General features: G+C 52.7%; 21 protein-coding genes and 2 pseudogenes. 17 read left to right on the top strand and 6 right to left on the bottom strand.

Annotation, left to right across the window (positions count from 1 at the left end; genetic code table 11):
* Nucleotides 1-67 precede the first annotated feature (67 nt).
* From IEV46_RS02335 to IEV46_RS02380, 10 genes are all read left to right on the top strand, one after another.
* On the top strand, nucleotides 68-1039 hold the full coding sequence (locus IEV46_RS02335) for an AAA family ATPase (RefSeq protein WP_188429414.1): 972 nt from the start codon (nucleotides 68-70) through the stop codon (nucleotides 1037-1039).
* Nucleotides 1040-1163: 124 nt separating this feature from the next.
* Nucleotides 1164-2396: a GTPase HflX gene (gene hflX / locus IEV46_RS02340; RefSeq protein ID WP_229735841.1), complete on the top strand. Its 1233-nt coding sequence runs from the start codon at nucleotides 1164-1166 to the stop codon at nucleotides 2394-2396.
* A 30-nt stretch (nucleotides 2397-2426) separates the two neighbouring features.
* Nucleotides 2427-3731, top strand: coding sequence for a methionine gamma-lyase family protein (locus IEV46_RS02345; protein WP_188429416.1), 1305 nt, complete (start codon nucleotides 2427-2429; stop codon nucleotides 3729-3731).
* Nucleotides 3731-4207: a DUF456 domain-containing protein gene (locus IEV46_RS02350; RefSeq protein ID WP_188429418.1), complete on the top strand. Its 477-nt coding sequence runs from the start codon at nucleotides 3731-3733 to the stop codon at nucleotides 4205-4207. Before IEV46_RS02345 ends, IEV46_RS02350 begins: the two co-directional genes overlap by 1 nt.
* Nucleotides 4208-4383: 176 nt before the next feature.
* Nucleotides 4384-4782, top strand: coding sequence for a MerR family transcriptional regulator (locus IEV46_RS02355; protein WP_188429421.1), 399 nt, complete (start codon nucleotides 4384-4386; stop codon nucleotides 4780-4782).
* 27 nt (nucleotides 4783-4809) lie between these two features.
* Nucleotides 4810-6150, top strand: coding sequence for a type I glutamate--ammonia ligase (gene glnA / locus IEV46_RS02360; protein WP_188429423.1), 1341 nt, complete (start codon nucleotides 4810-4812; stop codon nucleotides 6148-6150).
* A 326-nt stretch (nucleotides 6151-6476) separates the two neighbouring features.
* Nucleotides 6477-7103 (top strand): FMN-dependent NADH-azoreductase, encoded by a 627-nt coding sequence (locus IEV46_RS02365; RefSeq protein ID WP_188429426.1) that lies wholly within the window; start codon nucleotides 6477-6479, stop codon nucleotides 7101-7103.
* 782 nt (nucleotides 7104-7885) lie between these two features.
* The gene (gene asnS, locus IEV46_RS02370) at nucleotides 7886-9175 is read left to right on the top strand and encodes an asparagine--tRNA ligase (protein WP_188429428.1); all 1290 of its coding nucleotides are present in this window, start codon (nucleotides 7886-7888) and stop codon (nucleotides 9173-9175) included.
* A 114-nt stretch (nucleotides 9176-9289) separates the two neighbouring features.
* Nucleotides 9290-10024 carry a DnaD domain-containing protein gene (locus IEV46_RS02375; RefSeq protein ID WP_188429430.1) on the top strand — a complete coding sequence of 245 codons (735 nt, stop codon included), beginning with the start codon at nucleotides 9290-9292 and terminating at the stop codon, nucleotides 10022-10024.
* A 102-nt stretch (nucleotides 10025-10126) separates the two neighbouring features.
* On the top strand, nucleotides 10127-12334 hold the full coding sequence (locus tag IEV46_RS02380) for a YheC/YheD family protein (protein WP_188429432.1): 2208 nt from the start codon (nucleotides 10127-10129) through the stop codon (nucleotides 12332-12334).
* Between the two features lie 59 nt (nucleotides 12335-12393).
* Here the strand turns inward: IEV46_RS02380 and IEV46_RS02385 are convergent, their stop codons facing one another.
* The 6 genes and pseudogenes from IEV46_RS02385 to IEV46_RS02410 form a co-directional block, all read right to left on the bottom strand.
* Nucleotides 12394-13800 carry a UDP-N-acetylmuramoyl-tripeptide--D-alanyl-D-alanine ligase gene (locus tag IEV46_RS02385; RefSeq protein ID WP_188429434.1) on the bottom strand — a complete coding sequence of 469 codons (1407 nt, stop codon included), beginning with the start codon at nucleotides 13798-13800 and terminating at the stop codon, nucleotides 12394-12396.
* A gap of 81 nt (nucleotides 13801-13881) precedes the next feature.
* Nucleotides 13882-14174, bottom strand: a pseudogene (locus IEV46_RS02390) (cupin domain-containing protein); the annotation flags it as partial.
* 69 nt (nucleotides 14175-14243) lie between these two features.
* A complete protein-coding gene (locus tag IEV46_RS02395) occupies nucleotides 14244-14711 on the bottom strand; it encodes an acyl-CoA thioesterase (RefSeq protein WP_188429436.1) in 468 nt (155 codons plus the stop codon).
* Nucleotides 14712-14919: 208 nt separating this feature from the next.
* Nucleotides 14920-15594 (bottom strand): TerC family protein, encoded by a 675-nt coding sequence (locus IEV46_RS02400; protein WP_188429438.1) that lies wholly within the window; start codon nucleotides 15592-15594, stop codon nucleotides 14920-14922.
* 221 nt (nucleotides 15595-15815) lie between these two features.
* Nucleotides 15816-16205: a transcriptional regulator gene (locus IEV46_RS02405; RefSeq protein ID WP_188429440.1), complete on the bottom strand. Its 390-nt coding sequence runs from the start codon at nucleotides 16203-16205 to the stop codon at nucleotides 15816-15818.
* 337 nt (nucleotides 16206-16542) lie between these two features.
* The gene (locus IEV46_RS02410) at nucleotides 16543-16722 is read right to left on the bottom strand and encodes a DUF896 domain-containing protein (protein WP_188429442.1); all 180 of its coding nucleotides are present in this window, start codon (nucleotides 16720-16722) and stop codon (nucleotides 16543-16545) included.
* Between the two features lie 73 nt (nucleotides 16723-16795).
* Between IEV46_RS02410 and IEV46_RS02415 the strand changes: the two are divergent.
* The 7 genes and pseudogenes from IEV46_RS02415 to IEV46_RS02445 all read left to right on the top strand — a co-directional run bounded on the left by IEV46_RS02415 (nucleotide 16796) and on the right by IEV46_RS02445 (nucleotide 23652).
* Nucleotides 16796-17464: pseudogene (locus tag IEV46_RS02415) on the top strand (YneB family resolvase-like protein).
* Nucleotides 17465-17478: 14 nt separating this feature from the next.
* Entirely contained in the window at nucleotides 17479-18543 is a 1065-nt protein-coding gene (locus IEV46_RS02420; RefSeq protein ID WP_188429444.1) for a M42 family metallopeptidase, read from the top strand.
* 69 nt (nucleotides 18544-18612) lie between these two features.
* Nucleotides 18613-19560: a glycerophosphoryl diester phosphodiesterase membrane domain-containing protein gene (locus tag IEV46_RS02425; RefSeq protein WP_188429446.1), complete on the top strand. Its 948-nt coding sequence runs from the start codon at nucleotides 18613-18615 to the stop codon at nucleotides 19558-19560.
* A 31-nt stretch (nucleotides 19561-19591) separates the two neighbouring features.
* Entirely contained in the window at nucleotides 19592-20215 is a 624-nt protein-coding gene (locus IEV46_RS02430) for a DUF4129 domain-containing protein (protein ID WP_188429448.1), read from the top strand.
* The gene (locus IEV46_RS02435) at nucleotides 20212-21432 is read left to right on the top strand and encodes a DUF4350 domain-containing protein (RefSeq protein ID WP_188429450.1); all 1221 of its coding nucleotides are present in this window, start codon (nucleotides 20212-20214) and stop codon (nucleotides 21430-21432) included. The genes IEV46_RS02430 and IEV46_RS02435 overlap by 4 nt, the downstream gene beginning before the upstream one ends.
* Nucleotides 21375-22337 carry an AAA family ATPase gene (locus IEV46_RS02440; protein WP_188429452.1) on the top strand — a complete coding sequence of 321 codons (963 nt, stop codon included), beginning with the start codon at nucleotides 21375-21377 and terminating at the stop codon, nucleotides 22335-22337. The genes IEV46_RS02435 and IEV46_RS02440 overlap by 58 nt, the downstream gene beginning before the upstream one ends.
* Nucleotides 22291-23652 (top strand): DUF58 domain-containing protein, encoded by a 1362-nt coding sequence (locus IEV46_RS02445; protein ID WP_188429454.1) that lies wholly within the window; start codon nucleotides 22291-22293, stop codon nucleotides 23650-23652. The genes IEV46_RS02440 and IEV46_RS02445 overlap by 47 nt, the downstream gene beginning before the upstream one ends.
* Nucleotides 23653-23722 lie beyond the last annotated feature (70 nt).

Below are 23722 nucleotides of genomic sequence, written 5' to 3' on the forward strand. Positions count from 1 at the left end.
CACTCACCAACAGCTGGGCGGATGCGTATATATAGATGAGCCGATTCCAGCAAAGAGGTGACCGGATATGGCAAGCCGCGTGATCACAAAGGAACCCCATCGCTTCCATGTGGTATTGAACCACAGCAAGAGGAACACCTCTTTCCAGCCCCGGGATCTACCAGGTCTCAGTCAAGAGGGAGACGAACATCTCCCGCTGAGACGATGCATGGAGGAGTTGGACCGTTTGGTGGGTCTTTCAGGGATCAAGAGTTTCATCCATGAAATCTATGCCTGGCTGACGGTGGGCAAGCGACGCTCGGCAGCGGGTCTGGTGACGGAAAATCAAGTTTTGCACATGGTTTTCGAGGGAAATCCGGGAACCGGGAAAACCACGGTGGCCCGGATCATGGGCCGTCTGCTCAAAGAGATGGAGATACTGAGCAAAGGTCACCTGTTGGAAGTGGAGCGGGCGGATCTGGTGGGGGAATATATCGGGCACACGGCACAAAAAACGAGGGAACACGTTAAGCAAGCTCTGGGCGGAATTTTGTTCATCGATGAAGCGTACTCTCTTTCCCGGGGTGGGGAAAAGGATTTCGGTAAAGAGGCGATTGACACCCTGGTCAAATCGATGGAAGATCATAAGAACGATTTTGTGTTGATTCTGGCCGGTTATCCCGGTGAGATGAAACGGTTTTTGCGGTCCAATCCGGGTCTTCCCTCCCGCTTTCCGATCCACCTTCGTTTTCCCGATTTCAGTGTGGATGAACTGGTCCGGATTGCCCGGGGGATGGTGGAGGAGCGTCAGTATCGTTTTTCCGGGCCGGCGTTGGAGAAATTGCAACGCCATCTGGCAAAGGTGGTGGCCATTCCTGGAGAATCCTTTGGAAATGGACGTTATGTGCGGAATCTGGTGGAGCAAGCGATCCGCAATCAGGCAGTGCGTCTGTTGGACAGTCGCTATGTGTCCCGGGATGAACTGATGATGCTTCAGTCGGAGGATCTTTCCTTTCCGAAAAAAAAAGAGACAGAGCTCCCCTTTCGATTCGCTCCTTGAATTCCCGGCTGCAGGAAGTGCCGGGTTTCTTTTTTCCGGTCATGGTATAATCATCTTACAAGATGGTTTCACGTTCCAAGGAGGATGAGCGAAGATCGAGACGGAGAATGGCAGTGAGCGGGCGATGTTGGTGGGTTGCGGCAGCGGGAGGGAGACGGCTGCCATCCACTCTTCCCTGACAGAGTTGGAGCGACTGGCGCATACGGCCGGTGCCACGGTGGTGGACACCGTGATCCAACACCGGGATGCACCGGATCCCGGATGGATGATCGGCCGGGGGAAGGTGGAGGAATTGGCCCAAACCGTTGAAGAGGAAAGGATTGACCTGATCCTCTTTGACCGGGAGTTGTCCCCGGTTCAGTTGGTCAACCTGGAACGCCGGATTCCCTGCAAGGTGTTGGACCGAACCCAGCTGATCTTGGATATCTTCGCCATGCGTGCGCGAACGAAGGAAGGAAGTCTTCAAGTGGAGTTGGCCCAGCTGGAGTATTCCCTGCCCAGGCTGGCCGGTAGGGGCAGGGAGATGTCCCGCTTGGGAGGGGGGATCGGAACCCGCGGTCCCGGGGAAAAGAAACTGGAGACGGATCGACGCCATATCCGACGTCGCATCCGGGATCTGAAACGGGAGTTGGAGGGGGTCCGCAAACACCGCCGGCTTCACCAGCATCGCCGCCGGAAGATGGATATGATCCAAGTGGCTCTCGTCGGATACACCAATGCGGGAAAATCGACGCTGCTCAACCGCTTGACCGGCGCCGGGGTGAAGGAGGAAGATCGGTTGTTTGCCACGCTGGATCCGACCTCCCGGTTTCTGGATCTGCCGTCGGGGGAGAAAGTGTTGTTGACGGATACTGTCGGTTTCATCCGTAATCTCCCTCACCATCTGGTGGCTGCTTTTCGTTCCACGTTGGAGCAAGTGAGGGAGGCGGATCTTCTGCTCCATGTGGTGGATGGGAGCCACCCTGAAGCGATGGAACAAATGAAGGCGGTGGACCAGGTTCTGGACGATTTGGGTGCTGGTGAGGTTCCCGTGTTGACGGTCTTTAACAAAGCGGATCGGGAGGCTGGAGCGATCCTGTCCGCAGAGGGTGAAACGATCCGAATCTCCGCTTATGATGCAGACGACCGGGAACGATTGAAGGAGAAGATCGACCAAGTGTTGAACGCGGTTCAGATACACGGCTCGGCAGAGATTCCGGTATCCCGGGGGGAGATGATTTCCAATCTCTACCGGGCGGCCGAGATCGTTCATACCGAGGTGACCGATTTGACGCTGAAGATGGAGTTCCGGTTACCACTCCGTCGCTATGAACGGATGTCACCGGAGATGAAAAGTTTGATCCGGAAGGATATTTGAGATGGATCAGAATACAGAAATGGTGTGTGGATGGTGTACAAGAATTTTAAACATGGAACCAAGCTCAAACTGTGGAAAGAAGAGGCGGAACTCCGGATCGCCCCCAAGTTGAAGGAGATTGAAGAACGGGTGGACCACCATCAGTGGCGGCTCTTAAAGGCCTATCGGGAGGAAGGGGTGAGCGATGTTCATCTGGCTTCCTCCACGGGCTACGGCTATGATGATGCGGGACGGGAGAGCCTGGAGAGGATTGTGGCAGGGATTTTCGGAGCAGAGACGGCTTTGTTCCGCCCTCAGATCGTCTCCGGCACCCATGCCATCGCCTCCTGTCTGTTCGGGGTGCTCCGTCCGGGGGAGGAGCTGATATATATTACCGGTGCGCCCTACGACACTTTGGACCAGGTGATCGGTAAGGAGAAGGACGGCTCTGGCTCCCTGGCCGACTACGGAATCAGCTACCGGGCGGTTCCTCTCACCTCTGATGACAAGGTCGATTGGCCGGCAGTGACAGCCGCTGTCGGCCCCCGAACCCGTTGCATCGGGATTCAACGCTCTCGGGGATATTCTCCCCGGGCATCGTTCACGGTGGCGGAGATCGGGGAGATGATTCAAAAGATCCGGAAGCTCTGTCCCCATGCCGTCGTCTTTGTGGATAATTGTTACGGGGAGTTTGTGGAGGAGGAGGAACCGACCCATGTGGGTGCCGATCTGATCGCCGGCTCTCTCATCAAAAATCCGGGCGGGGGCTTGGCCAAATCCGGTGGTTATATCGCCGGCCGCCGGGAATGGGTGGATCGCGCCGCTGCCCGTTTGGTGGCTCCGGGAATTCTCGCGGAGGGGGGAGCCACTCATGGTTATACCCGGGATCTGTATCAAGGTTTTTTTCTGGCTCCCCATGTGGTGGGGGAAGCCTTAAAAGGAGCTGTCTTCGCATCGGCGTTGTTGGAGAGCGCTGGCTTTGAATCGACGCCCCGTTGGGAGGAGCCCCGCACAGACATTATTCAACAGATCCGCCTGGGGAACCCGGATCTGTTGATCGCTTTCTGTCAAGGGATCCAGGCCGCCTCCCCGGTGGATGCCCATGTAAGGCCGGAGCCTTCCCCGATGCCGGGTTATGAAGATCCAGTGATCATGGCGGCGGGAACCTTCGTCCAGGGAGCCAGTATTGAATTGTCGGCGGACGGTCCCCTGCGGCCGCCCTATCTGGCCTATATGCAGGGAGGACTTACCTATTCTCATGTGAAGATCGGGATCTTGACGGCGCTGGATCGGATGCTGGAGCATAGCCATCTCTTCCCGTCCGGATCCTCGGAATCACCGGAGGGAGAAGGATAATGGAGATTGTTTGGTGGATCCTGACAGTGTTGTTGTTTGTCCTGGGCTTTGTTGGACTGATTCTTCCTGTTTTGCCAGACGCACCTCTGTTGTTTGCTGGTTTTTTGGTTTATCAGTTTCTGATCAACTCTGATACACTTCCGATTTCTTTTTGGGTGGGGGCGGTTTTGATCACCCTGGTGGTGGTGGTGGTCGACTATGTGGCGGGGGGAATTGCAGCCCGAAGCTACGGCGGCTCCAAATGGTCCATACCGGCAGCGATTCTCGGTGCCTTGGTTGGTGTGGCCTTCGGCCCCATCGGCATCTTGGTTGGTCCCTTGGTGGCGGTCTTCTTGCTGGAGTGGATTCTGAAAAAGGATTGGGAACAAGCACTACGGGCCGGTTATGGTACATTGGTGGGTTTTCTCGGAGGCTTGTTTATCAAAGGACTGTTGATGGCGGGATTGTTGATCTGGTTTTTGATTTTGGCGATGTAGATGGGATTCGATCGCACCCTTTTCAGGGTGCTTTTTTGTGGAAATATCGGATGGGATCGGAGTTGTGACCAACTCTGTCGATTCGTATGTTTATGTCAGATAACTTGACATCCCTTGACAGTTTTATAAGGCAACCTTAAAATGGAAACGTGATTTTTGCTGAGGAGGCATGAGGGATGGGCGATGATTTTCGTCGGAACCTGCCCTTGTTCCCCATGGGGACGGTGACGCAGCTTACGGAGCTGACTCCCCGGCAGATTCGCTATTATGAACAGCAGGGGCTGATCCATCCGGCCCGGACCCAGGGGAGGCAACGGTTGTTCTCGTTCAATGATGTGGATCTCCTCTTAAGAATCAAGTCTTTGATGGAAAAAGGGGTTAACATCGCCGGTGTGAAGGAAGTGCTGCGAGAGCAGAAACAAACCTCTCAGCCGATGAGACCGTTGGGGCCGATTAAGCCCGACCTCTCCAAGGCGGAAGTGTATAAACTGATGAAGCGCCAGCTCCAAGAACTGAGTTCCCGTCCGAATCAGAGTCACCTGATCCGGGGCGAGTTGTCCCGTTTCTTCCATTGATTTCAAAATCCGAAGGGAGTAGCCTCCATGCCGAAACGTTTTACAAGAGAAGATATTCTGCGATCCGTCGAAGAAAACAATGTAGAGTTTATCCGGCTCCAATTCACTGATCTGCTGGGAACGATCAAAAATGTGGAGATCCCCAAGTCCCAACTGGAAAAAGCATTGGACAACAAAATGATGTTCGACGGTTCCACTATCGAGGGGTTTGTCCGGATTGAGGAGTCGGATATGTATCTGTATCCGGATTTGAATTCCTGGGTGATCTACCCCTGGGGCGGGACGGAGAATTCCCGGGTGGCCGGATTGATCTGTGATGTATATACTCCCGACGGCAAACCCTTTGCGGGGGATCCCCGGGGCATTCTGAAGAAGGTGCTGAAAGAAGCGGAAGCAATGGGATTCAGCGCATTGAACGTCGGTCCGGAGCCGGAATTTTTTCTGTTTAAAACGGATGCCAAGGGAGAACCGACGATGGACTTAAACGACAAGGGTGGCTACTTTGATCTGGCTCCCATGGACCTGGGGGAGAATTGCCGCCGGGACATCGTGATCACTCTGGACAAGCTGGGTTTTGAGATTGAAGCTTCCCACCATGAAGTGGCTCCCGGTCAGCACGAGATCGATTTTAAATACACCGATGCGGTCACCGCGGCGGACAATATCCAGGTCTTTGAGTTGGTGGTGAAGAACATCGCCCGTCGCTACGGGCTTCACGCCACTTTCATGCCGAAGCCGCTGTACGGGGTGAGCGGATCGGGGATGCATATCCACCTGTCCCTGTTCCGGGGGACGGAGAACACTTTCTATGACGCATCCGATGAGCTGGGTCTCTCCCAAACCGCCCGTTATTTTTTGGCTGGGATCTTAAAACACGCCAAAGGGTTCACGGCGATCACCAATCCGCTGGTCAATTCATACAAGCGCCTGGTTCCGGGGTATGAAGCTCCCTGCTATGTGGCCTGGTCCCCGACCAACCGCAGCCCCTTGGTCCGCATCCCGGCTTCCCGGGGGTTATCCACCCGGCTGGAGGTGCGCAGTCCCGATCCGTCGGCCAATCCGTATCTGGCTCTGGCGGTCATGCTGAAAGCGGGACTGGACGGGATCAAGAATCGACTGGAGTTGCCCCGGGAAACAGATCGCAACATTTATGTGATGGATGAGGAAGAGCTGGAGAGAGAAGGAATCGAAAGCCTCCCCATCACATTGAAAGAGGCCCTGGAGGAACTGAAAAAAGATCCGGTGATCTGTGAGGCGTTGGGAGAGCACGCTCTCCGCAACTTCATCGAAGCCAAAGAGATCGAATGGGATATGTTTCGAACCCAAGTGCATCCCTGGGAGCGGGAACAATACCTTTCTTTATATTGATGGTGGGTGACGCCAGCCGCCTCCCGGCTGTAAAAAGCGGGGGGGCGTTTTACTTCATCTCGATGACTTGATAGAGGCCGGGAGGAAATCGGAGTTGACGGTGTCAAAGGGAAAAGCCGATGTCAATAAGCATATCAGTTTGCCTCACAAACTAAATGGATGGCCCTATCGATCCCGGACTTTAGCCTCAGAACCGACCGGAACGATTTCCCCAGGGAAGAGTGGGACCCGGTGCGGAGGCGAGAATCTCTTTTTTCCGGTAGAATAAAAACAGGGATCAAATACTGGTATCGATCCTGATTTTCGTCATGGGAGGGAATGGATAAATGATCACAACACTATTTGTTAAAGCAAACAATCGTCCCACGGATCAATCGGTGACTGTACAGTTGTATGAGGCCTTCTTGAAAAGTTATCAAGAATCCCACCCTGAGGATGAGGTGGTGGAGCTGGATCTGTATAGAGCACAGTTACCCTATATGGATGCCGGCATGATCAATGGAATTTTCAAATCCGGTCGGGGAATGGAGCTGACTTCGCAAGAAAAGGAAGTCATGGATATTGTCGATCATCATTTGGATCAGTTTTTGGCGGCGGACAAAGTGGTAATGGCATTTCCCCTTTGGAATCTGACTGTGCCCGCTGTGCTTCACACCTACATCGATTATCTGAACCGTGCAGGCAAGACCTTCCGTTATACCCCGGAAGGTCCCATCGGCCTGGTACCCGATAAAAAAGTGGCCTTGTTAAATGCCAGAGGCGGTATCTATTCCGAAGGAGAGGCAGCCGCCTCTGAAATGGCGGTCAACTTTGTCTTGAAAAACTTGCAGTTGTTCGGAATCACGGATATTACAACAGTGATTGTGGAGGGACACAATCAATTTCCCGATCAGAAGGAAAAAATAATTGAGGAAGGGATTCAACAAGCGATTCAGGCAGCAAAAAGGTTTTGATAAGTCTTGGAAAACAGGCTTTGATTATTTTTAGGCCTTTTATATTTACAGATCCGTTTGCTTTACAAACCAAATCCGAAAGTGGATCACTTTTTCAGTCAGGAACAGTCCTCTCTGTTGACTTTCCAAGAGGCTCAGCCACTTCCGATGTCGAAGTGGCTGTTTTTTTACGGGGTAAGTCAGTCTCCGTTTATTCTTAAGGTCCCTCCCAAAATGACCAAGTAGTATCGGCAACGTGCAGGTACTGAGGATATTCGAGAATTACGGCAGGAGGGGAAATCGGGGTGAAAAACGTCCATTATATCGAATAATTCACTTCACGAAGGGATAAGAACCCTGTTTAGAGGGTTTGAATGGAATTAATACAGATCAGTTTGCATGACAAACTTAACACAAAAAACAACTGGCTTTTTAAGCCGAAGAATTAATCAAATGGTGACAGGGAAGCGCAAGGGATTTGATGTGGGTGATATATCTTTCGGCGTTTCAATGCCTGTTCCAATATTTATGGATCTGGGTGGGCAGGCAGTAAACTTGTCGCAGTTGAACAGGGTGCTCGGGGCTTTATCCGGCGAGATCGGTAAAGAATGACACCGTCATTGATATAGATTCTCTATTGATCGGAAAAGAAAGTTGCTGTGAGAAAGGAAAAGGGTTGGAATGGAAAACAATCATGTCCATTTCCGTCTTTCAGTGTACTGGACGGACCTTTTCGACGCGTTGACTCCTATTTGGGGCCAAGGGTATAATGGACTGGTCAAAATCGGGATGGAGGTTTGAACGTGCTTACCACTATAAGTAATGTTTCCGCCCATATCGGGGAACGGGTCCGTCTGGGCGCATGGCTTTACAATAAACGATCCAGTGGGAAAATCCAATTTTTGCAACTCCGGGATGGAACGGGGTTTATTCAGGGTGTATTGGTAAAAAGCAAGGTCTCTCTCGAAGTCTGGGAATCAGCGGTGGAGCTGACTCAAGAGAGTTCCCTTTATGTGGAAGGGACGATTCGTGCCGATGAGCGGGCCCCCAGCGGTTATGAGATGGATGTGATCTCTATTGAGGTGATCCAGCAGGCACAGGAGTATCCGATCGCGCTGAAGGAGCACGGAGTGGAATTTTTAATGGATCATCGTCATCTGTGGATCCGTTCACCACGGCAGCGGGCGATTCTTCGCATTCGGGCCAAGATCGTTCAGGCGGTTCGGAACTGGCTGGATGGACAGGGCTTCACCCTGGTGGATCCGCCAGTGCTGACTCCGTCTTCCTGTGAAGGAACGACGAACCTCTTTCACACCAAATATTTTGATGAAGACGCCTTCCTTACCCAGAGCGGGCAGCTATATATGGAGGCGGCGGCGATGGCCCTGGGCAGGGTTTATTCCTTTGGGCCCACTTTCCGCGCGGAAAAGTCGAAAACCCGGCGCCATCTGATCGAGTTCTGGATGATCGAACCGGAGATGGCTTTTGTGGATCATGAGGAGAATCTGGTGATTCAGGAAAACATGCTGACCCATCTGGTTCGGTATGTCTTGGAAAATTGTCGGGAAGAGTTGGAGATTCTCGGCAGGGATACTTCATCCCTGGAGAAGGTGCAGGGACCATTCCCCCGTATCACCTATGATGAAGCGGTGGAACTTTTGAACCGTGAGGGGATGGAATTCACCTGGGGAGAGGATTTTGGTGCCCCCCATGAGACGAAGATCGCGGAAAGTTTTGACCGACCGGTTTTTATCACACACTATCCGACGGAGATTAAAGCTTTCTATATGAAACCGGACCCTTCCCGCCCCGAAGTGGTCCTCTGTGCGGATCTGATTGCCCCGGAAGGGTACGGGGAGATCATCGGCGGGAGTCAGCGCATCGATGATCCGACCCTGTTGGATGAGCGGTTCCAACAATATCAACTCTCCCGGGAAGATTATGCTTGGTATATGGATCTCAGGAAATACGGGACTGTTCCCCATTCCGGATTTGGATTGGGTCTAGAACGGACGGTAGCCTGGATTTGCGGTTTGGATCACGTCCGGGAGACGATCCCTTTCCCCCGGATGTTGAACCGACTGTATCCGTGAAGCACAGGAGGGTACTCCCTCAAAGGGGCATCGGTATATAACCGGTGCTCTTTTTGTTTTCAAGTCTGTTTTTCCATTTTTGCAGTTGCTATAGTAGAGGGTGAGGTGAAGAGGATGGACCGAAAGATCTCGCCGCATTCTGCTTTGGTTGATGTCCTGCAACAAGGATCCATCTCCTTTCCGGTCTTGCTGTTCACAGAGTATAAACGTTTGGGGCTGAATGAAGGACAAGTGATGCTCCTATTACATATTCTCTTGTTCAATGAAAAGGAAGGTATTACTTTTCCCACGATCAGTCAGTTGGAGGAGCGGATGAGTGTCAAAGGGGATCGAATTATACAGTGGTTACAGGTGCTGGTCAGAAAAGGGTTTCTTTCGATCGAGGAGACGCTGGACGACGGAGGGCTCCGTTCTGAACAATACTCCAGTGCTCCTTTGTTGCAACAGTTGGCGGCATCCTATCTGGATCGGGAGTCGATCAAACCGGATGATACAGTGGAAGAGGCTTATGATAACTTGTTCCAGCTTTTTGAACGGGAATTTGGTCGCCCTCTTTCTCCGATGGAATGTGAGACACTGACTCAATGGCTGGATGAGGATGGTCATCCCGAGGTCCTGATTGTCGCCGCTCTCAGGGAGGCGGTGTTCTGTGGGAAACTGAGTTGTCGCTATATCGACCGGATCCTGCTTGAATGGCAAAGAAACGGGATTCAGACACCTGAAGAGGCAGTGGAATACTCCCGCAAGTTCCGACAGTCCGGCATCTTGTATCAATCGGATCCCATCCGGAGAAAAGGAGAAAGATCAGAGGAATTTTCATTGTACAACTGGGTGAAACAAGGGTCTTGACGGTGGCTTCGCGGCTTCCGTCTATTTTTCTATCATCAGGGCATTCAACATCGTTGCAGTTTATCTCACTGCATACATTGAAACAGAAAGGGGGAGAGTGGAATGTCTGTGGATGTAGGGGTTTTGCTCAGCAGAGGAACTTTGGGAAAAATCATGAAAGGCCGACTGTCCTATGAATCCATCGAATTATACGATTGTTTCGCGCGACAGATCGGCCTGAGGCCGATTTTCTTCAGTCCGGAAGGGTTATCGCCCCAATCTTGGCAGGTGAAGGGTGTGGTGCGATCTGCATCCGGTAATTACCGTCGGGTGGTCCTCCCTATTCCGTCTGTGATTCATAACCGAATCAAGCCACCTCAGCTTCCTTCCGCATTGAAGGAGGTTCAGGAAAGAGGATGGGTTCGGTTGTTCAACCAGGACAACCGTCTCGATAAGTGGAAGGTGTACGCTCTGCTTTGTGGGACGCCCCGATTGAAAGAGCATGTGCCGGAAACCGATCGGGTTTCTCCCGATACGGTCGTCTCCTTATTGCAAAAGTATCCCCAAATCTATCTGAAACCCTGTGACAGCAGTCTGGCGAAAGGAATATTCAGACTGGAGCAGTTGGAAGAGGGAAGTGTGAAAATGGGCTCCCCCATCGTGGAAGATAAGGTGGTCTCACCGGAGGAGGCTGTGAATCAGGTATTACAGACGGGAAGGCCTTATCTCGTCCAACAGGGGTTGGATCTGCTCCGACTGGAGAAGGAGCGACCGGTAGATATCCGGGTCTCGGTTCAGAAAAGTGGGGACGGTGAATGGTCTATCAGCGGCATGGTGGCCAAGGTGGGCACTCCCAAAGCGGTGGCAACCAATGTGGCAGTGGGTGGATGTTCCCGCCCCATAAAGTCGCTTCTCAGTGAAGCTGGATTTTCTCCAAGCCTCATCCTTTCTTCCGTCGAGGAGGTGTCCTTGCTGACGGCGAGGACCTTGGGCAACCGGATTCCCGGCTTGGCCGACTTGGGTTTGGATATTGGAGTGGACCGTTTTGGAAAGGTTTGGTTGATTGAAGCCAATGGACGGGACCTCCGAATCACTTTCCTCCAAGCGGGAGAGAGGGAGATGTGGGAGCAGACCTTCCGGCGTCCGATGGAATATGCAGGGTATCTGGTTCGGGAAGAGAAAAGGAGACGGATGGAGCAGCCGGTCACTCTTTTTTTAACTCCAGGAACATTGGCTTTGTCGGGAAAAGTGAGCGGCTCTGTGGAAACATCCGTGCGAGAGGTGTCGGAGCGAATGGCTTTTGATCGGGAAATCCACGTATTGTGCCGCGGAGGGAACGGTTTGAACCGTGCGCACTCACTGGAGGTTGACACCCCGAATCGCCGAAGCTATCTGAATAAAAGTTTGTCGGAGCTCCGTCGTCTTCGCCCCGATCTCATACAGGTGGAGAACCGTCCCGGATTCCTTCCAGAGGTTCGAATGGCTTGTCCCCATGCGAGAATTCTGCTATCCCTTCATTCCGACCGCTCGTTCTGGAGTCTCTCCCGTTCTCACTTGCGTCTTCACTTCCGTTTTGCCGATGGATTTTTGGTAAACAGCCAATATCTGAAAAGTGCTATGGAAAGCATGTTTCCCGAATGCAGGGGAAAGGTGTGGATCCATCGTCCCGGCGTGGATCCGAACCGCTTTTGCCCCGCAAAGGAGTCGAAAAACCGGGATCGAATTCGGGCAGAGCTGGATTTGACGAATAAAAAAGTGATTCTTTTTGCGGGTCGGGTAATCCCGCAAAAAGGGGTTCACTTTCTGGTGAGGGATTTCCGGAGAATGTTGCAAGATGATCCGGATCTCCATCTTCTAATGATCGGCAGCAGCCGTTACGGCCGATCGGTGGAGACCGCATTTGTTCGAAAGCTGAGAAAGGAGATCCAACCGATCTCTCAATCAGTCACTTGGATTCCCTTTGCAGCCCATGAGAGGATGCCGGGATATTACCAGGCTTCAGATCTGTTGGTAACTCCGTCTGTGGAACGGGAATCCTTCGGTCTGGTGAATCTGGAAGGGATGGCCTGCGGACTTCCTTTGATCTCTGTTCGGACCGGAGGCATCCCCGAGGTAGTGGCGGACGGGGAAACGGGCATCCTTCTCTCCCAAACGGAATTAAAAGGCGGATCGTTGGCTGATGTCTGCCTTCATCTCTTCAATCATCCAAAGGAGATGAAGCGAATGGGAGAAAAGGGAAGGAGACGCGCAATATCCCTTTTCTCCTGGGATGACTCCGTCAAACATTTACAGCAAGTTCACAACCGAATGTTGTGGGGAACGCCGACCTGATTACGGGGAGGCGTTTTTTTGAAGTATGCAATATGCAAATAGAAAATGCACGCGGCAAGTTATCCGCGTGTGAGGGAATTGACGATTTTCTCAAATTTTTGTTTTCGGGATGCTTTGAAATAGATCACAGAACCGGCGGGTGTACTGTGTAAGTGTCGAATCAGGGCCCCCCTGCTGGAAAAATGGTGGACACGTTGTGGGTTCATGCCGGCGGCAATGGCTGTTCGCCCGATGTCTTGGGCTTTTTGTCCGTATGTGATCAGTTGGTGCGGATTCATTCGGGCAGCAAACCTGCCCACATCGCGGTGTCCGGCACGGGTATATCCTCCTAATTCCATCATATCCCCCAAGACGGCGATGCCGGGGCGTTTGGAGGACAGATGTCTCAACACGGAGAGTCCCGCTTTCATGGCGGAGGGATTGGCGTTCCATGCGTCATTGATCAGTGTGCGACCGTGGATACCCCGGATTTTTTGGAGGCGCATTCGGGGAAGTTTCACCTTGGCGAGGCCTTCCCGGATCTGGTGAAAACTGATGCCCAAAGCCCTTGCGATACCAATGGCGGCCAAGGCGTTTAAGATATTGTGGTCTCCCCAGGTCGGAATGAAAAATCTGCCCCTTTTTCCCTCGGTCATCACATCAAAGGACATTCCGTTTGTCCTATATTGGATGTTAGCTCCCTGGATGTCGGCGGTGTTTCGAATACCGAAGGTAAAAACAGATCCTCGGAACCGACGCGTGGAGAGTTGCCTGGAACGGAGACAGTCAGCATTGAGATACAGGGTTGCACCTGGGCGGAGACCATCGATCAGTTCCTGTTTTGCCTTCACCACACGATGGACACCCCCGAGATGGCCCGCATGGGCTTCCCCCACATTGGTCACTACTCCCACTTCCGGGCGAACGACCCGGCATTGACGGGCAATATTATTAAAGGATTTCATTCCCATCTCCAGCACGAGTATTTCATCACCGGGGGACAATCTCAGCAGATATGATGGAAGATAGGTAAATGTATTGAGATTTCCTTGGGTATGAATGACTCTCCTCGAACGTTTGAGAATGGAGGTGACCATGGAGGTGGTGGTGGATTTGCCGGCACTCCCGGTGACGGCAGCCACCCGGGGACGGATCTGTCTCCAATTCCAGCTGGCCAAACGCCAAATGGCTTGGTTCACATTTGGAACCCGAACGATGGCAATGGATTTCGGGATGGAAGACAGGGAGAGGCCTTCGTGAAGAACCACTGCCGCGGGAGGAGTCGACTGCAGGCCGGCAAGTTGTTTATCCCATGAACGGGATTTGGAGTAAAAATAGATCTGACTTTTTGCCAGTCTCCGGGGTTTGCCCAGATTGGCCCCGCGGATGATTCGACTCCCATCCCCGCGGATCAAGGTTCCACCGATAATTTGGACACATTGATTCAGGGTGACGGATTTCGTTAGTACCGCCTCCTCTTTCGCCATCACGAGGGATGGATGCTCGTAAACATCCTATTCGGGAGCAGGGTCACGCGGCACGGACAGGATGCCCATATTGGGGAAAGTCTACTGAAGCTTGTATCTCAGACCTCGTTGCCCTTCGTCTGCTTTCGTTTTATGAACAGTACCGAAAGGATGCTCAGGTGGCGCATAAATTGTGTAAAGTTTCAGTCCCCTCCACTGAACAGCCGGGGGTGTACTATCACCCGACTCATATCCCCTGTATTGGTTAAATTGTGCCATGTGCCGGCAGGTACCATGATGGCATCATCATAAATCTCTGCTTCAAGATCCAATCGATCTTCCTGATCCCCCATTTGAACCACTCCCTGTCCTTCTTCAATACGTAAGAGTTGATCATTGGGGAGGATGGCGCGGTCATTCCCCTCTTATGAAATGAGAGCCGGCATCCCGGCTCTCATTCGTTGTTAGGGTCGTTTTCTCTGTTTTCGCAGTTTCTGCCTCTCAGGGGCGGTTTCAAAGAGTTGTTTTTCTTCTTCCGTTTGGGGTTGGACGGGAGGGACCGGCTTCGGCTTTCCGTGTTCATCCACGGCTACCATGGTGATAAAAGAGGTGGCTGTCAATCTCCTTTCTCCTTTGGGGAATTTCTCTGAGCTCACCTTGGCATACACCTCCATCGAAGTGCGCCCGGTCCAGGTGACAAAAGCCTCCACGATCATAATGTCTCCTTCCTTTACCGGAGTCAAGAAATCAACGGAATCAAAGGAAGCAGTCACCACTGCCTCTCCGGAGTGGCGCATGGCTGCGATGGCGGCCACTTCATCGAGATAAGCCAAAACAGTCCCTCCGAAGATCGTACCCAGGTGGTTGGTATCTGGCGGCAACACCAGGGAGGTTTTTATGGTACGGGAACGTTCCGTTGGCACGGGGTTCACAGGGATCTCTCCTTCGGGGATGTATTTTGGTACTGTTCATCGAGCCCATGAGGAAGGCACTCCATATAGTATGTGAAAGTACCTTGTCTAAATCCGGCGGGGGAAGGCTCCCCGCAGGGATCGGAAGAAAGCTCTTGAGGATCCGGGTGGATGAACAGGTAATATCTTCAATTCACTCTTCCGATAAGATCGAAGATTCTCGCTGCAGTCAATGGTGGGCCGCTTTCTTTTTGGCGAAACGTCCGAGAGTGATCACCCCAACAACGATAACTGAAATCAAGGTCCATTTCAAAAAAGGTTGTTCATTGAAAAAGTCCTTCAAAAAAGGCTCATCCACGATCATTTTAGAGGCGGTCCAGGCCAATACCCCGGAGCCGAAATAGATAATGAGAGGATAACGTTCAATCCATTTCAGGATGAGAGTGCTGCCCCATACGACGATCGGAATACTGATCAACAGGCCGAGAATGACGAGCAGCGGGTTGCTGTGTGCGGCGCCAGCAACGGCCAACACATTGTCCAAGCCCATGACTGCATCTGCGATGATGATGGTTCCGATGGCCCCCCATACATGGTCGCTGGCTTTTACATCTTCCTGTCCTTTTTCTTCAATCAGAAGTTTAAAGGCGATCCAGATCAGAATCAGTCCACCAATCAACAGCAGGCCTGGAATCTTCAACAACCAAACCACTGCCAATGTAGCTGCGGCCCGGATGATGATGGCTCCGACGGTTCCGCCTAGAATTACTTTCTTCTGATGCTCCTTCTTGAGGTTTCGGGCAGCTAAGCCAATCACGATGGCATTGTCCCCGGCCAGGACCAAATCGATGATGATAATGGAGATCAGTGCTTGAAAAAAATCCAATGAAAAGATGTCGTTCATGTGATCCAACCTCGCTTTTTGAAATATAAAAAGACCTTCACCACAAACAAGTGGTAAAGGTCTCACCAACAACGCCGGGCGCTGCCAACAAAGCCGGGGATCGTCCATCCCGTAATGACGACTTTGTTGTGAAAGCTACTCCCCTTTATCAGGAAAAAAAGACGGTATGTAATTGAACAAAATCATCGTACGAAAAAAAACGGATCAAGTCAAGTCTCCTTTTACCCGTTTTTGCTCAAAGGAGATTTGGGATCGGAGATGGACAACTGATTCAGTGAGGTGCGGTCTTTAAGAGCTCCCTGCTGTCGAATCGTCCGATGGATCGACTCCAGGTGTTTCCAGTGATTTTGGACAGCGGCACGTCCTTCTTCAGTGATTCGGATGGTGGTTTGCGGGATCTTTTTTCTGACAAAGTATTTGTCGATGGCCACCAGGTTCGCATTTTCCAACTTGGATAGATGACTGGAGAGGTTCCCCTTGGTCAATCCGGTCAGTTCCTGGAGAAACAAGAACTCGGCCAGGGTGCATGCGGACAGAGCGCTCAGAATTGCAAGCCGGGCCGGTTCGTGAACAAGTTTGTCCACACGGGCGAGCTCTTTGTATGGCAACACGTAAGAATCCCCCCAATGGGAATCTTTTGTTTGTTTATTTTACAATAATATACCGACTTATTTTTATCAATAACCGGTTTGCAATATAAACTTTCTGTAATAGCCTTTTCATAATGTTGTCCCAGAGATCGGGGCCGATTTTCTGTTCTGTAGCACACGATATGAAACCTGATCCTTTCCGGCAACTCGTCAAACCACCCATCTCACGGAAAAATCCCCTTTGAGTATACAGTAAAAAGCAAGTCCCTTACTGTATACTCAAAGGGGATGAGATCACCCGGCGAGGGCTTTATTATTTCGTTCCTTGTCTCTCTTGTTTATAATAAAAGGGACGCTATCAAGAAGGGTCATCCACAAAGCGAACCCGGTCCAACTGGTCTTTCACGGCACAGCGAATCCCTTGAAGATATTTTTTCCTGAGTTGTTGCTGCTCATCTTTCTCTTCGGGAGTGAGACCCTCTGCTTTCTGTTTTCGAGCCAGTTCATTGATTCGTTGAATCAATTGGTCGGTAATCACTTACATCACTCCTTCATTCAAAACATTACAGAATGAAAAGGCGTCTTGCAAGGGTGGAAAGGAGGGAGAAGCCTTGAAAGGAATTTTGTATGCCAGGGTCTCCACCCGGAGGACGGAACAGGAGAGCAGTCTGGACAGGCAAGTGGAAGCGTTGACTCTCTGGGCTGACGAGCTGGGTGTGGAAGTGGTGGAAACGATCACAGAACTACACAGTGGCTTTGATCTGGATCGTGACGGTCTCTACCGCCTGTTGGACACTATCAGGGGGAAACGGGTGAGGGCGGTGTTGATCAAGATGACACCCGTCTGGGAAAGGGAGATGCCAAGCTGGCGATCATTCACCAGCTAACCCGTGCCGGTTGCAAGATTTACAGTCTTCAGTCCGGTGGTGAGCTGGAATTGAAGGCGGGTGAATCGACAGTTTTGGAAATCATGGCCCGGGTGGACGAGTTGCAACGAAAATGGATGAGACAAAATATTTTCCGGGGGATGCGCCGAGCGATTCGGGAAGGGTATCATCCTGAAAAACAAGGGACAGGGTGGCCGATCCCGGAAGGATGTCCCTGTGGATGAAATCGTGGCATTGAAGGAGAAGAAGCTGACCTTTGAGGAGGTAGCGGCCACACTGCAAGGATTCGGTTATGATGTCTCCCGGGCGACGGTTCACCGCCGGTACCGGGAATGGAAGAAAGCCCGGGGTTCTGAGCAGAAACTGGGTTCCAAGGGATACATATCAACGTAATGGAGTGTTGCGGAATGGATTGGAAGCGGTTCGGAGAGTTGACACAGCTGCCCGGGGTTCCGGGAGCTGAAGGACAAGTGCGGGAATATCTGCAACGGGAGATCGGCCGATTGACGGATGAGACGGTTGAAGATCGGCTGGGCAGCCTGTTTGGAGTTCAACGGGGACAGTCGGAGAGCCCCCGGGTGATGGTGGCGGGTCACATGGATGAGGTGGGGTTTATGGTGACTCGAATCACGGACAAGGGATTTCTCAAATTTCAAACCCTGGGAGGATGGTGGGGGCAGGTGATGCTGGCCCAGCGGGTGGAGGTGATTACCCGTGAGAGGAGACGGATTCCGGGAGTGATCGGATCGGTGCCGCCGCATCTGTTAAATGAGGAAAGAAGAAAGAAGCCGGTGGATGTGACCGAGATGTTTATCGATATCGGTGCAGAGCATCGGGAGCAGGTGGAGGAGTGGGGGATTCATCCAGGGGACGCCATCGTTCCGGTCTGTCCGGTGGTGGAGCTGGAAGGTGGCAACCGACTCATGACCAAGGCGGTGGATAACCGTTTCGGCTGTGCCCTGTCTCTGGAGCTCTTGGAAGATTTGCAAGATCACGCTCATCCCAACACAGTTTATGCCGGAGCGACTGTACAGGAAGAGGTGGGTCTCCGAGGAGCGGTGACGGCGGCCCAAAGGGTGAAACCCGATGTTTTCTTTGCAGTGGATGTGGGACCGGCGGGGGATACTCCCGGGGTGAAGAACGGTTTCGGTGAAGTGGGAAAAGGGGTGGTGATCCGATTGTTTGATCGGTCGATGATACCTCTTTCCGGGATGCGTCGCTTTTTGGTGGAGACGGCAGAAGAGGAGGGTATTCCCTATCAATTCTTTGTCTCCCAGGGAGGAACCGATGCCGGAGCAGTCCATAAAACCGGTACAGGGGTTCCTTCCGCCGCAGTGGGCATCTGTGCTCGCTATATTCATTCACATGCTGCCATCGTGGATCGAGGGGATATTGCTCATGCGAAGCGGTTTCTGACTGCGGTGGTGCACCGTCTAGATGAAAAACAACTGGGTCGGATCCTCGGGAGATGATCCGACCCCCAACCTCACTCGGTCCGGAGCCTGGTTTCCTGCTGTAAATCAATGCAAGGGGGAGATGACTTGACGGAGGAATCATCGCCGATTGGAACCGTCCGTCCCTGGAAATTCACTGAGGTCCTGGACGGAGTTTTTCGTACCCTCCGAACCAACCTCCGATCTGTTTGGATGGTGTGTGGAACGTTTATCGGCTTGGGTACCTTTTTTTTGTATTTTTCCATCTATCAGCTGGAATCCAGCCAGGGGGGAATTTATTTCGCCCCATATGATACTCCCTTAAGCTCTTCCCATCCGGAAGAATGGATGTCGCTGGTGATCTCCGGGATGCTGTATATTCTGTCCCGCTGGTTCTTGGGTCCACTGGCCGGTGCTTCAGTGGTCGGAATCACCCGGGGATTTCTCCGAAGAGAGGCTGCCGTATCGGTGAAACAAGCCTTCCGACTGGCCGTCAGGTTTGGTGGGCGGACACTAGCGACGATGCTGTTAAAATGGCTTTTGATCATGGTGGCGGCGATCGTTCCTTTAGTCCCCGGCCTGTGGGTCGGATGGGCGGGATGGTGGCAGGTGGCCTCTGTGCTCCTGTTTCCTGGTTCTTTGGTTTCCCTTGGGCTGTTGGTCTTTTTTAATATCCGTTTTTTTCTGGCCGCACCTGTAATCCTGGAGGAAAACATTGCTTATTGGGGAGCTTTGAAGAGAAGTTGGGGGTTGACCCGGTGGTCTTTTTGGCGAACGTTCGGCCTGTTGTTCCTGCTCACTTTGATTCTTTACGTATTTAATATGCTTCCTTCCTTGGCACAGCTGTTGTTGATGATTCCCGCGGAGATGTTCTTACCGCTGGAGTGGTTCTGGATGGCTAATCTGGTTCAGGCTTTTTTCATGTCGGTTTTGACGGCACTTCTGGCTGCACCGATCTGGATCATGGCCACTCTGGTGTATTTTGAACGCCGTGCGCGAAAGGAAGGGCTGGATCTATTCCGGGAAACGAGTCGGTTGGAAGAGTCCGCCCCATAGAAAGAATGGACAGGAGGAGGGATTTCCGCCTATGTCATCGGAATACCGGGAAGTGCAACGACAGCTTGCCGAAATATTAAAAGAAGAGAAGAGTGCCCGCGGAGGCTGGTTGGTCGATCTGCAGAACCGATTGTACACGTGGTTCGATACATGGGATCGTATGTTCAGAGATTGGTTGGATGATCTGCTCGGCATACCGATTCCCGTGGGATGGGGATGGCTGCTTCCCGTACTGATCATTTTGATCCTCCTGTTCACCATTTTCCGGCTCCGACGGGGAGTGTATTATACCCCTCACGTGGAAGGAGACGAGGGTTCCGCATCCATGCCTTCAGGTGAAGAAGTTCACCACTGGTGGGCGGAAGGGGAATTGAGAGCGGAGCAAGGAGATTATAGGGAAGGGATCCGGTATTTGTTTCAGGCAGTGCTCGCGGCATTGGAAGAACGAAAGGTACTGACTCGCGGGGATCATAAAACCAACCGGGAATACCGACAGGAAGTGGAGCAAAACGGCTCGGGACTGTTATCCCTTTTTTCCGCTTTAATTCTTCGGTTTGATTTGGTTCGGTATGGACAGCTTCAGGCAGGTGAAGGGGACTATCGGGAATTTCGTCAGTTATCCGCTCCCTTGGTAAAAAGGGGGAGCCGTGAATGAAGGGCAGGGTAAGAGTTTGGTCACTCGGCTTGATGATCCTGCTGATCGTGATCGGGTCCGGATGGTTTGTTTCCGTTTGGCTGAACACTTCCCATCCGCCTTATTCCAGCCGAAGTTCGGCGGAAAACGGATTGAGAGGGATCTACCGGTTGTTGGATGACCAGGGTATCCCCGTGGACCGTTGGGAGACGAGCTGGAGACGTCTGCCGGATTCCGAAGGGAATGTTCTCTGGATCGTGGAGCCGAATGGGATGATATTGACAGAGCCTGTTTTTGAGAATTTGCGGAACTGGATTCGGAAGGGAAACACAGTGGTGATTTGGTCGAGACCGGGTGATATTCTCTCCGGCCGTTTGGGGTTACAAGCCCATGAAGGAGATAAGGGGAAACACGATATTCAAATGCCCCGGGTCTCCGACGGATGGCGAACTGAGATACGAACTCTCCATTTTATTTATGATGGTAGGCTGGATTCCGCCTCTGATCTGGACGATGCATGGATGGATCGCGAGGGGATTCCCAGGGTGGGGATGCGAAAAATGGGGAACGGGGAGGTTTTTTACATACCGGAGGCGGAGCCGATCACCAACGGGAGCATCGATCAGGGGGATAATGTGGCATTAGCTCTTTACTTAGCCTCTCTGAGGAATGGGCAAGGGAAAGTCTGGTTTGACGAGACGGTGCATCAGGAGGGACTTGTCACCCCTGGTATGGAAGAGGAGTCGCCGGGCCTGGGGGATCTGTTGACACCCATGATGTGGTGGTTTGCCCTGCAGCTTTTCTTGTGGTTAATCCTGTGGTTGAACCACGAAGGAAAACGATTTGCCTCCCCCCGATGGGAAAATGTGCGTGTGACACGCACCGGAGACGAGTACATTCAGGCGATGGCTTCTCTTCATGAACGGGCCGGTCTGGGTCGGGAAGCCCTGAATATCCAGGTGAATGCCCTGATCAAGGAGACGAAAATTCACTTGGGTCTGCCCCCGCAAGCTTCAGAGGAAGCAGTGTTTGAGCGGGCTGAACAACTGATGGGCACGGATCTCGCCCGGCGACTGCAAACGCTGTTCCGCGGGGTGAATCACCTTTCCGAATCGCCGAAAGGGCGCATCTTGATCTGGTGGAGCCGGGAGGTGCAAAAACTCAGAGAGGAGATGGAAGCATGGAGAACCAAGGGAGGATTGACACGCAACGGATCGGAGACATCTCCGAAAGGGTGATCCGTCATCTGGAAAAAGTCGTCGTTGGCCAGCGTGAGCCGCTTCGGCTTCTCTGGAGTTCCTTGCTGACGGGAGGGCATGTCCTGGTGGAAGGGGTGCCGGGATTGGGAAAAACTTTGATGGTCAGGGCGTTGGGACAAGTGGTGGATGCTTCATTTGCCCGGATCCAGTTCACTCCCGATCTAATGCCGGCAGACGTGACGGGAACGAAGGTGTTTGAACTCCAGTCCGGCCGGTTTACATTTAAGCAAGGCCCTCTGTTTCATCATCTCATCCTGGCGGATGAGATCAACCGGACACCTCCCAAAACTCAGGCCGCCCTCCTGGAGGCGATGGAGGAAGGACAAGTCACGGTGGATGGGGAGGGGAGACGGTTGCCGCAACCTTTCTTTGTGGTGGCGACTCAAAATCCGATCGAATACGAAGGGACTTATCCCCTGCCCGAGGCTCAGTTGGACCGGTTTTCCATCAAGCTGACGGTGGATTACCCCGGGGAGGAAGAGGAGATGGCTGTGCTCCGGGAGCACAGGATGACGGAGCGCCGGGAGTTTCGACTCACCCCCCAGGTGAGCGTGGAGGAGATCCTCGATTGTCGGAAGGTGTTGGAAGGAGTGCAGGTGGAAGAGTCGGTCCTTCGATATATCACCGGCATCATCCGGGCAACCCGCCATCATCCGCGGGTAATGCTGGGAGCCAGTCCCCGGGCGGGACTGAACCTCCTCGGTATGGGAAAGGCGATGGCCGCGGCGGAAGGGCGGGATTATGTCACTCCTGATGATGTGAAAACCGTCCTAAAACCGGTACTTCGTCACCGCGTGGTACCCAATCCGGATGTTGAACTGGAGGAGTTAACCATTGATGACCTCATTGACGAGATCACGAGTACGGTTGTGGTTCCGCGATAATGCGTGGGTACCGACTCCCCGGTTGCTGGGATGGACGGGGGTCGGGGTCGGGGTCTCCCTGGTGGCTTTTCTATGGGATACCACAGGCTGGACGCCTTTGATCTGTTTGCTGATCGGACTGATTCTCTCCGTCGTGGATATGATCTCACTTCATCGATACGGGAAGGTGGAGTTGAAACGTTCTCATCCCGCTTTTTTTGAAATCGGAGAGGAGAATCCGGTGGAACTTACCGTTCACCATCAGGCACCCTACGCTGTCCGGTGTATCCTGCGGGACGATTTTCCCCAGGGGTTTCAAGTGAGTCGGCGGGAGATGAAACTCACACTGACGCCGGGGAAGAGCGCCTGGGCGGAGTATACAATTCGTCCCCACCGCCGGGGAATCCACCGGTTTGAGCGGATCCATGCCCGGGTCAGTGGCCGTCTGGGATTATGGATGCGACAGCAATCTGCGGATGGCGGGGACGAGATCCGGGTTTACCCCCGTTTGAAAGAAGTAAGGAGGGTTCGGAGCGGGATTTACAAAAAACAATTGGCCACGGAAGGGCCTCATGTCCGGCAAAGTCCGGGGAGAGGATCGGATTTCTCCCATATCCGGGATTATGTCCCTGATGACGAACCCCGGCTGATTAACTGGATGGCCACCGCCCGCCGGGGAAAATTGGCTACCAATGTATATCAGCCTGAACAGGGACAACATGTGGCCATTCTGATCGATTGCGGCCGGGTGATGGGAGTGAAGGACGGGGAGTTGACCCGGTTGGATCGGGCGGTGGAAGCGGTTCTCGCTTTTGCAGCCATCGCATTGGAGCGGGGGGACCGGGTAAGCTTGTTGGCCTTCTCCAATCGGATCCTGCGCTGGGTTCCTCCCGGAAAGGGACGCTCCCAATTGCAACGGTTGGTGGAGTCCTGTTTCGATCTGGAGCCGGAATTTGTGGAATCGGGTTACCGAATTGCGGTGGAGACTTTGAGCTTTCGTCAGAAACGGCGGGCTTTGGTTGCGTTGTTCACCGATGCGGGCAATTTGACTTTTGCCGATGAATTGACAGAGCAGTTGGCAGTGCTCCAGCGGCGGCATCTGGTGATGACGGTGACCACCCAGGACTCGCTTTTGGACCGGGAGAGAAATCTGTTGCCCCGGGAAGTGGGAGAGGTATTCCGAAAGTCGGTGGCGGAGGAGATGAAGGCAGAGCGAACCGATCGCATGAACCTCCTCAAACGACGGGGAACAGTGGTGCTGGATGTCCGTCCCGGCCAGCTGGCCACTTCTGTAATCCACCAATACATCGATATTAAAAATCGTGCCTTGTTATAGAAGACAACAAAAGAGACCCATAAACCGGGTCTCTTTTGTTGTTGTGAGGGAACGGAAATGATGAATCCAG

This window comes from Kroppenstedtia guangzhouensis (assembly GCF_014637345.1).
Classification (GTDB): Bacteria; Bacillota; Bacilli; order Thermoactinomycetales; family DSM-45169; genus Kroppenstedtia; species Kroppenstedtia guangzhouensis.